This window comes from Gordonia sp. SGD-V-85 (assembly GCF_001456905.1).
GTDB lineage: Bacteria > Actinomycetota > Actinomycetes > Mycobacteriales > Mycobacteriaceae > Gordonia > Gordonia hongkongensis.
Map to the genome: position 1 here is coordinate 1 of NZ_LNQO01000009.1, position 13,646 is coordinate 13,646.

Annotated in this window: 9 protein-coding genes, 1 tRNA gene and 1 rRNA gene; 5 read left to right on the forward strand and 6 right to left on the reverse strand. The window is 66.8% G+C overall.

Features of this window, described 5'->3' with window-relative positions; translation table 11 throughout:
* Positions 1–302: ribosomal RNA gene (locus AS181_RS12250) — 16S ribosomal RNA — on the reverse strand; the annotation flags it as partial.
* A gap of 782 nt (positions 303–1,084) precedes the next feature.
* Positions 1,085–1,161: transfer RNA gene (locus AS181_RS12255), tRNA-Met, on the reverse strand.
* Positions 1,162–1,379: 218 nt separating this feature from the next.
* On the opposite strand from AS181_RS12255, the gene AS181_RS12260 reads away from it, so the two are divergent.
* On the forward strand, positions 1,380–1,664 hold the full coding sequence (locus AS181_RS12260; protein WP_058251883.1) for a hypothetical protein: 285 nt from the start codon (positions 1,380–1,382) through the stop codon (positions 1,662–1,664).
* 43 nt (positions 1,665–1,707) lie between these two features.
* Here the strand turns inward: AS181_RS12260 and AS181_RS12265 are convergent, their stop codons facing one another.
* Positions 1,708–4,665: a UPF0182 family protein gene (locus AS181_RS12265; RefSeq protein ID WP_231742396.1), complete on the reverse strand. Its 2,958-nt coding sequence runs from the start codon at positions 4,663–4,665 to the stop codon at positions 1,708–1,710.
* Positions 4,666–4,885: 220 nt separating this feature from the next.
* Here AS181_RS12265 and AS181_RS12270 point away from each other — a divergent pair, with 220 nt between their 5' ends.
* Complete coding sequence (locus tag AS181_RS12270) at positions 4,886–5,431, forward strand: PPA1309 family protein (RefSeq protein WP_058251885.1); 546 nt, start codon at positions 4,886–4,888, stop codon at positions 5,429–5,431.
* A 20-nt stretch (positions 5,432–5,451) separates the two neighbouring features.
* On the opposite strand, the gene AS181_RS12275 is transcribed toward AS181_RS12270, so the two are convergent.
* Positions 5,452–6,516, reverse strand: coding sequence for a YlbL family protein (locus AS181_RS12275; RefSeq protein ID WP_058252007.1), 1,065 nt, complete (start codon positions 6,514–6,516; stop codon positions 5,452–5,454).
* Positions 6,517–6,639: 123 nt separating this feature from the next.
* Between AS181_RS12275 and AS181_RS12280 the strand changes: the two genes are divergently transcribed.
* From AS181_RS12280 to AS181_RS12290, 3 genes are all read left to right on the forward strand, one after another.
* Positions 6,640–8,112, forward strand: coding sequence for a zinc-dependent metalloprotease (locus tag AS181_RS12280; RefSeq protein ID WP_058251886.1), 1,473 nt, complete (start codon positions 6,640–6,642; stop codon positions 8,110–8,112).
* Between the two features lie 88 nt (positions 8,113–8,200).
* Positions 8,201–9,142, forward strand: coding sequence for a hypothetical protein (locus AS181_RS12285; protein WP_091344360.1), 942 nt, complete (start codon positions 8,201–8,203; stop codon positions 9,140–9,142).
* Between the two features lie 15 nt (positions 9,143–9,157).
* Complete coding sequence (locus AS181_RS12290; protein ID WP_058251887.1) at positions 9,158–10,474, forward strand: ABC1 kinase family protein; 1,317 nt, start codon at positions 9,158–9,160, stop codon at positions 10,472–10,474.
* Between the two features lie 63 nt (positions 10,475–10,537).
* Here the strand turns inward: AS181_RS12290 and AS181_RS12295 are convergent, their stop codons facing one another.
* Positions 10,538–10,828: a WhiB family transcriptional regulator gene (locus AS181_RS12295; RefSeq protein ID WP_058251888.1), complete on the reverse strand. Its 291-nt coding sequence runs from the start codon at positions 10,826–10,828 to the stop codon at positions 10,538–10,540.
* Positions 10,829–11,438: 610 nt separating this feature from the next.
* On the reverse strand, positions 11,439–13,586 hold the full coding sequence (locus tag AS181_RS12300; protein WP_058251889.1) for an ATP-dependent helicase: 2,148 nt from the start codon (positions 13,584–13,586) through the stop codon (positions 11,439–11,441).
* Positions 13,587–13,646 lie beyond the last annotated feature (60 nt).

A 13,646-nucleotide genomic window follows, 5' to 3' on the forward strand; every position in this document is an offset into this window, starting at 1 on the left:
TCACCCTCTCAGGTCGGCTACCCGTCGTCGCCTTGGTAGGCCATTACCCCACCAACAAGCTGATAGGCCGCGGGCCCATCCCACACCGCAAAAGCTTTCCACCAACCACCATGCGACAGTTGGTCATATCCGGTATTAGACCCAGTTTCCCAGGCTTATCCCAGAGTGCAGGGCAGATCACCCACGTGTTACTCACCCGTTCGCCACTCGAGTACCCAGCAAGCTGGGCCTTTCCGTTCGACTTGCATGTGTTAAGCACGCCGCCAGCGTTCGTCCTGAGCCAGGATCAAACTCTCCATGAAAAAACAGTGAAACAAAACCAACCCCACAAGGGCCGGCGTTTCAACACAATCAGGAAAGCACAACCTGACCAAAATAGACCTAGCAAAATGTGACACCCAGGACGGGGCCCGAGCGCCACACAAAAAACAAACATCTACATCCACAAAAGATGCACGATGCCAAATGGCATCAGACAATTCATCATCACACTATCGAGTTCTCAAAGAACACACACCCACCAGCTACCCACCCCAAAACAGGGCTCTCACCAGCAGACTTCGCATTCAACCTTGCCAGCCACCCCGTCTCCGGGGCAACTCTTCCAGCCTACCAGACCCATCCCGCAGCCCGCAACCCCGAAGAATTTCGGACTCAGGTGACCTGGCAGCCCCAACATCCTACCCGAAACACAAAGTCCCGAACCAGAACAAACAAGGGGCGGTCAACGACAAACCCGGTCTCCACTCCCCGCCATCAGACCCTTCCAGGTCCTCCGGGGCGGCGCCGTGGCTCGCTGACTCGACATAAGTTACGCACCGCCGTACCCGTCGTCAAATCGCCTGGTCAGAGTGGGTACGACGCGCGATGCGACGACCTCGGAGTGCAGACTTCGCAGACTGTTCGGTCGACAAGCCGCGACGGTGCCACGGGGACCGACCAGAGCGGAGGATCCGCCCGCTGATGCGGCCGCAGCCGGGCCTGCCCGGTTGGGTTCCCGAAGCGTCGGGCTTGTCCCGCCTTCGACAGGACCGCACATAACAAGAACCCCCGCCCGGGTGTCCCGGGCGGGGGTTCTTGGTGTTGGTAGCGGGGACAGGATTTGAACCTGCGACCTCTGGGTTATGAGCCCAGCGAGCTACCGAGCTGCTCCACCCCGCGTTGGTGAACACAACGTTACACACCGGTTTGTCAGCGATGCAAATCGATACTCCAACCCCACCCGACCTGGGGAAACGCCAGTGACGGCGGTCACTCGCACCTCGATTTCCCCAGGTGACGTGACGACCCGGACGACCCGTCCTTCGCCGCTGTTCAATGTGATGCCAGTCACATCAGGCGTACACTCGGCTCACGAGACGCCCCGCCGAGGAGGAACCATGAACACCCACCGCTTCCACCACGAGAGCCACGGGAACCATCCGATGAGTTTCGTCGGATTCGTCTTGGCACTGACCGGATTCGCCATGGCCGCGCTCTGGCTGGTCCACATGGCGGTCGGGAATGTCGGCCCCGCGATCATCTGCGGCCTGCTGATGGTCGCGGCTTTCACCACGGCGGTGTCGATCTTCTTCTCGCTGGGCCACCGGCACCACCACAGCCCGGTGCTCCCCGACAACACCCCCAACGAAACCGAGCGCTACCTGCGGAAATACCGCGGATAGCGGTATGACTCGCAGATAGCGCCCGGCCTGGGTCGTCGTTCGACTAGTTGGGAGCCGCCAGCGACTCGTAGCGGGCAACCGCCTGACTCAGCTGGTCGAGTGCCTCGCCGTACGCTGCGAAGTCGCCACTCTGCTGAGCCTGGCGTAGCGCCGTGATCGCGTCACTGATGGCGTTTGCCGCGTCGTCCCGCTCGGGCGAATCACCCTGCTGCGGAGGTTGATTCGGCGTCGGCGTGGCCGGTGCCGGCGTTCCGGCCTGGTCCGGCGCGGGCGGTGCCTGCTGATCTCCGGGGACCACTCCGGCAGCGGGCGTGATGCCGACCTGCCGCAGAGCCTCGCGGGTCGTGGGTGCATAACCGATCCCGGATACCCGGTCTGCCGATTCGAACCTCGTGATCACACGGAACAGACGGGGGAAGGCCTCTTCGCCCTGGGCCTGTGCGTACAACGGGACGACGTACAGGATGCCGTTGTCGCCCACCGGAAGCGTGAGGAGATTACCGAAGGTTACCGTCGCCGTGTTCTCGAGCGACTTCAGTGATTCCGCCACCGTTCGGTCGGTGCGCATCGGGTTGAACGCCTGCTGCGGACCGGACCGTTGGGAGTTGCTGGGCAACTGCTTGACCGTCATCTGACCGTAGTTCTCGGGATTCGACGACACGGTCACATAGGCGCCCAGGATCGGTCGGTTGAGTCGCGTCAGCACCGAGGTCAGCTGGAACGTCGGCTCACCGCTCTCCGGATCCGAGGCCACGAAGTAGTACGGGGGCTGGTCCAGTCCGCGCTGCTCGGCGTCCGGGTCCGTCGGATCGGAGGGCACCGACCAGAAATCGCTCGCCTGGAAGAACGTCTGGGGCGAATCGACGTGGTAGCGGGTCAGCAGCGACCGCTGGATCTTGAAGATGTCCTCGGGGTAGCGGACGTGATCCCGCAGGGAGGTCTGCGCGTCGAAGTCTGCGCGGGACTTGACCGTGTCGGGGAAGACCTCCATCCACGTCTTCAGCACCGGGTCATCGGTGTCGAACTGATACAGCTCGACCTCGCCGGTGTAGGCATCGACGGTCGCCTTCACCGAGTTGCGCACGTAGGACACGGTCTTGTTGATCTGCGTCCGACCGGTCTGCCCCGGGTTGAGGTCCTGGGCGTCGGCGGTCGCGCTCTGCAACGACGTGGGCTGCGAGTACGGGTAGTCGTCGAGGGTGGTGTAACCGTCGACGATCCACTTGATCGAGCCGTCCTCCATCACCGCGGGGTACGTCTTCGAATCGACCGTCAGCCACGGTGCGACCTGTTCGACGCGGTCCCGGGGATCGCGGTTGTAGATGATCTTCGATGCCGAGTTGATCTCGCCCGACAGCAGGAAGTTCCGCTCGGCGTATTTGCCGGCATAGAGGGCTCGGGAGAACCAGTTGCCGAGCGAGACTCCCGCCGGCCCCTGGTAGGTGTACTTGTCGTCCCCGATGTCGTGTTCCCGAGCCTGCCCGTCGTCGGAACCGACGATCGCGTAATCCGGGTCGATCTTCGCGAGCAGCTCGCCGAAGTAGATCCGCGGCTGTGACACCTTGATCGGGGCGTCCCGCTTGTACTCCTCGGTCTGGTAGTTCGAGGTGTCGCTGACGTAGTAGAACGGATCGCCGCCACCGTCGACGTTGTTGACGTCTGTCGACTCCTTCACCCGGTTGGCCGGGGCGGCGACGAACCCGTCGCCGTGGGTGTACACGAGGTGCTTGTTCAGCCAGTTCTGCTGGTTTTCGAGGTAGCGACTCGGATCGAGCTCGCGCACCGACACCACGAAGTCGCGTAGCTCGCCGTCGATGCGATAGCGGTCGACCGCCAGCTGCGTCGGGAATCCGTAGAAGTTCTGGCGCTGCTGCTGCTGGATGAACGTCGGGGACACCACATTCGGGTCCAGGATCCGGACGTTCGACAGCGTCGGTTCATCGCTGTTCACCAGCGCCGGGTTTGCCGGCCCGGCGGTCCAGCCCGGCTGGGTGATGACTTTGTCCGGCCCGATGCCGTACGCCTCGCGGGTCGAGGTGATCGCGCGTTCTATGTACTCGGCTTCCTTCTGCGCGGCATTCGGCTTGACCGAGAACTGCTCCATCGTCAGCGGCCAGCCGACCCCGATGAGCAACGCGGAGAACAACATCAAGACGGTGGCCAGTGCCGGCACCCGCAGGTCGCGGAGCACGATCCCGGCGAAGAACGCCACCGCACAGATGATCGCGATCGCCATCAGGATGAGCTTCGACGGCAGCACCGCGTTGATGTCGGTGTAACTCGCCCCCGGGAAGATCTCGGCCTTCCGCTGACTGGACAGCAGGGTGTACCGGTCGAGCCAGTAGGCGGCCGCTTTCAGCAGTAGGAAGGTGCCCGCCAGCACCGCGAGCTGAATGCGTGCCGCGGTCGTGACCGAACCACCGCCTTGCCCCAGGCGGATACCGCCGAACAGGTAGTGCGTGACCAGGTTCGCCAGGAACGCCACCACGACCACGACGAACAGCAGGTTGAGCACGAAGCGGAAGAACGGCAGGTCGAAGGCGTAGAACCCGATGTCGAGGTTGAACTGCGGGTCTGTCCGACCGAACGACTGACCATGCAGGAACATCTGGACGGTCGCCCAGGACCCCTGCGCGACCAGGCCGGCCAGGGCGCCGATGATCACCGCCGGAACGATGGCGAACCAGCGGACCTTGCCCATGATGGCCGTGCGGTACCGGGCGAGCGGATCGTTCGGGCCCGCGGTCGGTACGAACACCGGGCGGCTGCGGTACGCGAGGGAGACCGCCCCGAAGATGATGAGTCCGACGACGATCGTCGTGATCAGGAACAGGATCACGCGCGTCCAGATCACCTTGGTGAAGACGCTCGAATATCCGACGTCGGAGAACCAGAGCCAGTCGGTCGCGAGACCGATCAGGCGTGGCCCGACGAGCAACAGCACCAGGACGGCCACGCCGAGCCCGATGATGATCTTGCTCCTGCGTGACAGTGTCGGCATTCCCGCCGGCCCTCGGACGCCCACCAGACCCACTCTCCAAAGCTCTCAATCCGGACACCACCCGCGCACACGTGCCTGCTGGGCGTGGTGCCCACTGTACTGGCACCACCCGGGTGACCAACTCACTCGGGGCGCCCGCTCAACGATCGCCACACCTCAGCGGTTCCCTGGCGGCGTCGCAGACTCGCGGTCGCACCGCGATCCGGGGCAGGATGAGCACGTGCCCGACCTCCCGACGACCCCACGCGCCTTCTCCACCGACGATCTCGGCAGCGCGTTGAACGAGATCATGGAACACCTCGACTCCCGTGGCTGGGGTCAGTCACCGTCCGTGTTCGCGCTGGCGCCGACCGCCCTCCTCCACGCACAGCTTCCCGAGGTGATCGCCGACGACGGTTCGGTGTTCACCCCGGTGGAGGAAGACGTCGACGACCTCGACGAGTTCCTCGCCTCGGCGGTCTGGCCAGAGGAGGTCGCCGGGGCGGCGGTGAGTATGGAGATCGTCATCGCCGATCCCGAAGACGACGACGACCGGACGCCCCGCTTCGTGGTCACCGACACCGGCGATCACCATCCGGGCGAGGAGGTTGCGCGGCTGGTGGTCGGGGTGCTGCGCACCGGCGCCGATCTCGCGCTGATGCGTCTTCGACCCGAACCCGACGGGGAACCCGAACTGCTGACCCACCCGCAACTGGCACTCGAACTGCGGGCCGCGCTGCGCGACACCTTCGCTCCCGATCTACCGGAGTCGTCCGACCGGGGCTGACGCGGCAGTATTGGCAAGCCTCAGCAGGTCGGCGCCGGACGGCCCGCGCCGACCGCGTTCAGCGCGTCGACAGCGCCCTCGAGGGTGTCGACCTTCACCAGCTCCAGTCCGTCCGGTCGCTCCGAGACCGCCTCGGCACAGTTGCGGGCGGGGACCAGGAAGACGGTCGCGCCGGCGTCGCGAGCGGCCCGGGTCTTGTGCGTGATTCCACCGATGGGACCGACAACCCCCTCGTCGGTGATCGTGCCGGTGCCCGCGATGAACTTGCCGGAGGTCAGCTCGCCGGGACTCAGCTGGTCGATGACCGCGAGTGCCAGCATCATCCCCGCCGACGGTCCCCCGATGTCCCCCACGTTATAGGTAACCTCGAGGCGCGGATCGGCATCGACCACCTCCGGAACGACGCCCAGGTATCCGGCCTCGGAGTCGGCCGGATGCGTGCCGAGGGTCACCGACACGGTCTGCCGGGCACCGGCGCGGACGATCTCGATGGGCAGGACGGTCCCCGGCGGATTGTCGCCGACGACCTTCCGCAGCTGCTCACCCGTTTCCACCGGCACGCCGCCGGCCGCCACGACCTCGTCGCCGGCGCGCAGCACGTCGACCGCGGGCCCGTCGGGTGCGACGCTCGCGATGCGCAACGCGGTGGGACGATCGAGGTAACGGAGCGCGGCGACCGTCGCGTTCTCCTCGGACCCCGTCATCTGCTGCGCGTTCTCCTCCTGAACCTGCTCGGTGGTGCGGTCGGGCGGATAGACCTGGTCGCGCGGCGTCAGCGAGTAGGTGCCCGACACCCACATGCCCAGGGCGTCGAACAGCGAGATCCCGTCCCGCACCGAGACGGTGGTGAGGTTGAGGTGGCCGGTCGTCGGATCGGTCGGCGCACCGTCGATCTGCACGACCTTGCGCTCCACCACTGCCCCGTCGTCCTCCACCTTCGTCGTGCCGAGGGTGTTGAGGGTGGGTCCGGGCCCGAGCGCGGCGTAGGGCACCTGCACCTGCGTGCCGAGCACCAGCAACGCCAGCAGGACCACGGTGGAGACCGCGGCCGCGGCGATTCTCCGGAATCGGGGGCTCGAACTCATTCCGCACACGATAGTGCCCCGCAGCGACCACGAGTCGGATGCGCCGACGACCATGAGCCGACTACGCGCAGGGCGAACAGTCGTCGCCGTTTGCGGGCCTCACCGGGCGGTACGGTGGAGCCCATGAGTGATCTGCCCTTCGGCTTCTCGTCGTCCGGTGACGGCGATGACGACCGCGACAAGAACAGCGGTGACAAGAACAAGCCGGGCGACAATCCCGGTGGCAACCCGTTCGGCGGGGCCAACCCGTTCGGATTCGGGGGCGGGCAGGGGTTCGGCGGCGGTCCCGGCGGCGACTTCGACCCCTCGAAGTTCGATCCCAACATGATCGGCCAGATGTTCTCGCAACTGGGCAACATGTTCAGCGGTATGGGCGCGGGCATGGCGGGCGGCGGAAACGGTCCGGTGAACTACTCGGTCGCGACCAATCTCGCCCGGCAGCAGATCGGTTCGTTCACCCCGATCCTCGAGAAGGAGATCTCGGCCTCGGCCGATGCGGTCCGGCTCGCCGACGTCTGGCTCGACGACGCGACGAATTTCCCCAGCGGCGTCACCCAGACGGTGGCGTGGACACCGGTCCAATGGCTCGAGGAGTCGATGGACACGTGGAAGGGTTTGTGCGACCCGGTGGCCGAGCAGCTGGCCCGAACCTGGCAGGACAACCTCCCCGCCGAGGCGGCCCAGTTCGCCGGCCCGATGATCGGGATGCTGACCCAGATGAGCGGCATGGCGTTCGGCACCCAGCTCGGACAGGGGCTCGGTCAGCTCGCCAAGGAGGTGCTGACGTCGACCGACGTCGGGCTGCCGCTGGCGCCCGAGGGGATCGCCGTCCTGCTCCCCGAGGCGATCGCCAAGTTCGCCGAGGGTCTGGAGCAGCCGGCGCAGGAGATCATCGTCTTCCTCGCCGCGCGCGAGGCCGCCCATGTGCGCCTGTTCACCCACGTCGGCTGGCTGCGTCAGCGGTTGCTGACCACCGTCGAGGAATACGCCCGCGGCATCAGTATCGATTTCAGCGGTATCACCGACGCCACCGCCGGGATCGACCCGACCCAATTGCTCTCCGACCCTTCGAAACTCGAGGAGATCATCAGTTCATCGACGTCGTTCGAGCCGACCACGACACCTGAGCAGAAAGCGGCCCTCGGCCGTCTCGAGACCCTCCTCGCCCTGATCGAGGGCTGGGTGGAGCAGGTCGTGACCCGAGCGCTCGGCGACCGGATCCCGAGTACCGGGGCACTCACCGAGACCATGCGGCGTCGGCGCGCGTCGGGCGGGCCGGCCGAGCAGACATTCGCAACCCTCGTCGGTCTCGAGCTTCGGCCCCGCAAGGTCCGCGAGGCGTCGGAGCTGTGGCGCCGCGCGCTGGAGGCCACCGACGTCGCGACCAGGGACGGCGTGTGGGCACACCCTGATCTGCTGCCGGATGCCGACGACCTCGACAACCCTGCGGGTTTCATCGACCGGCTCCTGGGCGGCGACGACCTCGACGACCCGATCGCCCAGCTCGAGAAGACCATCGCCGAGGAGAAGGCGCGCGACGCCACCGACGAGTCCCGTAACGATGACGGCGGCGAATCGGCACGAGGCGGATCGTAGGAATCCACACCACCGGTGGAACACGCCATGCTGTGGATAACCTGCTCGCCGAGCGCCCGCGACGGCGTTCGGCTGGCAGAGTTGCCGCATGTCGCCAGCCCGGACGAGTTCCAGCGCCATCTCGGTGTCCCCCTGCGCTGTTCCGCCCGCGGTCCCGCGGCTGCTCCCGGGGACGCCCGTCATCGTCCAGCCGGGCAACTCGGTCCGCGTGGGCATCGATCCGGCCGACAGCCTGCTCCTCGACTTCGACGCCTCGGTGTCGGCGTATTCCGTCGCCGGGCTGCTTCGATCGTTGGAGGATCCGTGCACGGCGGACACCTTCGCTCGCCGCGCCCGACGGGCCGGCCTCCACGACGACGACCTCGATCTGGTCCTGAGCAGTCTGGTGTCGGCCGGCCGAGCGGTTGTCGACCGCCCGCCCACGGCCGCGGAGTTCCACATCCTGATCCATGGCCAGGGGCCGATCAGCGAACAGCTGTCGAATTCGTTGCGCAGCATGGGTTTGTCAGCTCGACGGACGATGCGGCGGCTACCCGACGGGACGCTCGATGCCGTCGACACCGACCTGGTGATCCTGACCGACTTCGTCGTCCACGATCCGCGGGTGGTGTTCGCACTGACCCGGGCCCGGATACCCCATCTGCTGGTCCGGGTCCGCGACGGGGTGGGCATCGTCGGCCCGCTGGTGCTCCCCGGACTGTCGAGTTGCCTCATGTGCGCGGACCGTCACCGGTCCGACGCGGACCCGGACTGGCCGGCCCTGGCCGTCCAGCTGATCCGGACGTCGGGTCAGGCGAGCCCGGCCGTGGTGGCGATGACCGCCGCGATGGCCCACTCGCAGATCGAGCAATTGGTGGAGGCCGTACGCGACCGGCCGCATGTGGAGCCACGACCCGATCCGCAGCTGCTCGACCATGTGTTGGAATTCCGAGATGACCCGACGCGGCTGGACATCAGACAATGGTCGCCGCACCCGGCCTGCGATTGTCGTCCCGCACCGGATCAGCAAGCCAGGTCGTCTATTGTGTGACGCGGAAAGGATGCTATGACCGACATCACCAAAGGACAGGGTCGCCGCAACGCGAAACTGGCCTCTCTTCCGATCGGTATGGCCGGGCGGGCTGCTGCCGGTTTCGGCAAGCGCATGGTCGGAAGGGACAAGGACGAGGTCAACCAGGAGCTCCTGGAGAAGTCCGCCGAACAACTGTTCGCCGTTCTCGGCGAACTCAAGGGCGGCGCCATGAAGGTCGGGCAGGCGCTCTCGATCATGGAAGCCGCGATCCCCGACGAGTTCGGCGAGCCGTTCCGCGAAGCGCTCACCAAGTTGCAGGCCGACGCCCCGCCCATGCCGGCCGCGAAGGTCCACAAGGTGCTCGACCAGCAGCTCGGCACCCGGTGGCGCGAGCGTTTCCGGGAATTCTCCGACGAGCCCGCGGCATCGGCGTCGATCGGACAAGTACACAAAGGAATTTGGTCGGACGGCCGTGAGGTCGCGGTCAAGGTCCAGTACCCCGGGGCCGACCACGCACTGAAGGCCGATCTGAAGACCCTGTCCCGCATGTCCGGACTCCTGCAGCGCCTGTCCCCCGGCACCGACGTCAAGGCGATGATGGACGAACTCATCGACCGGACCGAGGCCGAGCTCGATTACCTCGGCGAGGCCGACAATCAGCGCGCCTTCGCCAAGGCCTACGACGGCCATCCCGACTTCCTCATCCCCAAGGTCGTCGCGAGTGCACCCAAGGTCGTCGTCTCGGAGTGGGTCGACGGCGTCCCGCTGTCGAAGATCATCACCACCGGGGACCAGCAGACCCGCGACGACGCCGCCGCGAAAATGGCCGAATTCGAGGTCAGCTCGCCGTACCGGGTCGGACTCCTCCACGGCGATCCGCATCCGGGCAACTTCTTCCGGGCCACCGACGGGCGGTTCGGCGTACTCGACTTCGGTGCGGTCGGCCACTATCCGGAAGGCCTCCCGCCCGAGACCGGACCGATTCTCCGTCTGGCGCGGGACAAGAAGTACGACGAACTCAAAGAACTCATGATCTCCGCCGAGTTCATCCGCCCGTCCCACGCGAACAAGGTGACGAGTGCCGACCTCGAGGCCTACCTGCGTCCCTACGTCGATCCGCTCTACAGCGAGTCGTTCCACTTCACCCGGAAGTGGATGCAGCGGGCCGCGGGCAAGGCCACCGATGTTCGCGGCGAGGTGTACAAGACGTCACGAAACCTGAACGTGCCCAAGCGTTTCGTGATGGTCTTCCGCGTGCTCGGGGGCTGCGTCGGCATCGCCTCGCAGCTCGAGGCGCATGCCCCGTACCGGGCCATCATGGAGGAGTGGGTCCCCGGCCTGGGCGACTGACCCCACCCCGCAGACACGACACCGACGCCGCGAGCATTTCTGCTCGCGGCGTCGGTTTTGTTGTCATGCAACGTTCTTACGCGGGCGACCGCGGGGACGCTTGCGCGCGATGACGGCTCCGCGCTCGAAGATCTCGCCTCCCCAGACCCCCCAGGGCTCGGATCGATCGAGTGCGGCCTGCAGGCACTGGGCCCGCAACGGGCATTCGGCGCACATGGCCTTGGCACGCTCGAGGTCACGGGGGTCTTCGGCGAACCACAGATCTGCGTCGGCGACCTGGCAGGGCAGGTCGAGCCGGGCGGTCGCTGCGCGGTCCGCCGACATACAGGACTCGAGGACGCATTCGACAGTCATTGGTTTCTCCACATCTGCTCGTTTGGGGTGTTGAACCCGAGTCCTCGATGTGGCTCTGTGTCCGAGACCCCTGGATCGGGGTGGAGATTCGGTGACAGAAAAAGAGGGCCACGGGTGTCGCCTCTGCGATTCGCCCGTGGCCCGGAATGTCTCGGAGATCTAACTCCGGGAACTTCGGAACAGAACGGGGAACCGACGCGGCGCGGCTGCTACTGCTGCTGCGGGCGGTGCGATTCGCGCGACGCGCGCTTCGGCTGTCAGGTGCAGAGCCGCCGGCGGAACGGCGACCGGGCGTGCAAAGCTCGTGCACGCTCGGGCGACCGGCATCCAGGAGCGGGTGCGACCGGTACGCGCGATGGCGGGCTGATTCGGCTTCAGCGCATGCAATTTCGGCGCATACGTGTCGGCTGCTCTCAGGTTCGCCGCAGACTGGCAGATGCCGGCCTGGCTCACGGTGATTCCGTTCACTGATCCACTCCCTTCTGGTCTCGTGGCTTTCCGCGTTCGTGTCGGTCGTCGGTGACTGTGGCGGGCCGGTGTGACGGACGCACACAACCCATCCCCGTACTGACGGGACTCAGAGTAGACGCTGGGCCGAAACCCGCACAACCTATTTTTGACCTGCGGTTTTGACGAGTTCGATGATGTCGGCGCCGTACTCGTCGACCTTCTTCGCCCCGATTCCCGAGATCGCCACCAGCGCAGCGGTATCGGTCGGTCGTTGCTCGGCGATCGCGGTGAGCGTCTTGTCGGAGAAGACGACGAAGGCCGGCACCTTTTTCTCCTGGGCCCGCTCGCGACGCCACTCCTTGAGCGAGACCAGCAGTCCTTCGTCCAGATCCGACGGGCACCCGGCGCAGCGACCGAGCAGCGTCGCGGTCGAATCCATCAACCGGGAACCGCAGACCCGGCAGGTCGGTCCGCGGCGGGGCGCGCGCTCCTTCGCGATCGGCGACGCGGGTGAGTCGTCGGGCACGAGGTCGGCGAGGAACCGCGAGCGACGCCGGGCACGGCCGCCCTCGTTGCGGGCCAGGGCCCACGACAGGTGCAGGTGCTCGCGGGCACGCGTCACTCCGACATAGAACAGTCGCCGCTCTTCCTCGACCTCTTCCCAGGACCCCTTGATCGCCTGGCTGATGGGCAGCGACCCGTCGGTGAGTCCGACGAGGAACACCGCATCCCACTCGAGTCCCTTGGCCGCGTGCAGCGACGACAGCGTCACGCCCTGCACCGTCGGGGGATGGCGCGCCTCGGCGCGGGCGGCGAGTTCTGCCGACAGCTGCGGCAGCGTCAGTTCCGGGTTCTCGGCGACCATGTCCTCGGTCAGCTGAACCAGCGCTTTCAGTGATTCCCACCGGCTACGCGCCTGCGCACCGGACGGCTGCTCCTCGCTGAGACCCAGCTCGCCCAGCACCGCGCGTACGACGTCGAGGAGCTCCACGTCGGGTCTGACCTCGCGGCCAGCGACCGTCGCGAGCTGCCGCATGGCCTGCCGGACCTCGGTGCGCGCGAAGAACGCCTCGCCGCCGCGCACCTGGTACGGGATGCCCACCTCGGTCAGGGCCTGCTCGTAGTTCTCGGACTGTGCGTTGACGCGGTACAGGATCGCGATCTCGGCGGGCGCGACCCCCGATCTGATGAGGTGTTTGATCTCGATGGCGATCGCCGTCGCGGCGGCGGGCTCGTCGTCGTACCCGGCGAACTGCGGCGCCGGCCCGGGCGGGCGCTGTCCGATGAGCTGCAGGCGGGTTCCCGCGATGCGCCCCCGGGCGGCGCCGATGACGCGGTTCGCCAGATCGACGACCTGCGGGGTGGACCGGTAGTCGCGCTCGAGACGGACGACCGTGGCCTCCGGGAACCGGCGACTGAAATCCAAGAGATGGTTCGGCGAGGCACCGGTGAACGTGTAGATCGTCTGGTTGGCGTCACCGACGACCGTCAGGTCGTCGCGTTCCCCGAGCCAGGCGTCCAGCAGACCCTGCTGCACCGGCGTCACGTCCTGGTACTCGTCGACGACGAAACACCGGTACCGCGAACGGAATTCGTCCGCGGCGCCCGGTTCGACGGTGAGGATCTGGGTCATGTAGATGAGCATGTCGTCGAAATCGAGCAACCGGTCCCCGTCGGGCGAGACCTTGGCGTCCTCGTAGTGCCCGTACACGGCCGCGACCTTCGGCGGCGGTGCCGGGGACTCGCGGCCGAGCCGGCCGACCGCCTCGACGTAGTTCTCCGGTGAGATCAGCGAGGCCTTGGCCCACTCGATCTCCGACGACAGGTCTCGCAGCGTGTCGGTCGAGGTGTCGAGGCCGGAGCGGCGAGCCGCCCGCGAGATGAGCGGGAACTTGTTGTCCAGGAGCTCCCACCGGGCGTCACCGAAGGCACGCGGCCAGAAGTACCGCAGCTGACGCATGGCGGCCGCGTGGAAGGTCTGGGCCGCGACGCTGCCCCCCGTACCGCCGACACCGAGACTGCGCAGGCGGGTGCGCATCTCGCCGGCGGCGCGGGCGGTGAAGGTGACCGCCAGGACCTGGCCGGGATTGACCTGGCCGGTGTCGACGAGGTGGGCGATGCGCCTGGTGATGGTCCGGGTCTTGCCCGTGCCCGCCCCGGCCAGCACGCACACCGGTCCGCGCGGCGCCAGGACTGCGGCGCTCTGCTCGGGGTCGAGTCCCTCGACCGCGCCGCCACTCGCCGACACCGCGGCACGACGCGGGGACTCGGGTTTCGCGGCAGAAGTCGGGTGAGGCACGGCGTCCACTATGTCACCAACCACCGACGCCGCCGGCAGGCGAACAACGCGGACGGGAACAGCAGGCCC

Bases quoted from the DNA above. Each gene is read 5' to 3' on its own strand.
- AS181_RS12295 (WP_058251888.1), bottom strand. From the start codon at position 10,828: ATGACTGTCGAATGCGTCCTCGAGTCCTGTATGTCGGCGGACCGCGCA.
- AS181_RS12260 (WP_058251883.1), top strand. From the start codon at position 1,380: ATGAACACCCACCGCTTCCACCACGAGAGCCACGGGAACCATCCGATG.
- AS181_RS12265 (WP_231742396.1), bottom strand. From the start codon at position 4,665: ATGCCGACACTGTCACGCAGGAGCAAGATCATCATCGGGCTCGGCGTG.
- AS181_RS12275 (WP_058252007.1), bottom strand. From the start codon at position 6,516: ATGAGTTCGAGCCCCCGATTCCGGAGAATCGCCGCGGCCGCGGTCTCC.
- AS181_RS12290 (WP_058251887.1), top strand. From the start codon at position 9,158: ATGACCGACATCACCAAAGGACAGGGTCGCCGCAACGCGAAACTGGCC.
- AS181_RS12280 (WP_058251886.1), top strand. From the start codon at position 6,640: ATGAGTGATCTGCCCTTCGGCTTCTCGTCGTCCGGTGACGGCGATGAC.
- AS181_RS12285 (WP_091344360.1), top strand. From the start codon at position 8,201: ATGTCGCCAGCCCGGACGAGTTCCAGCGCCATCTCGGTGTCCCCCTGC.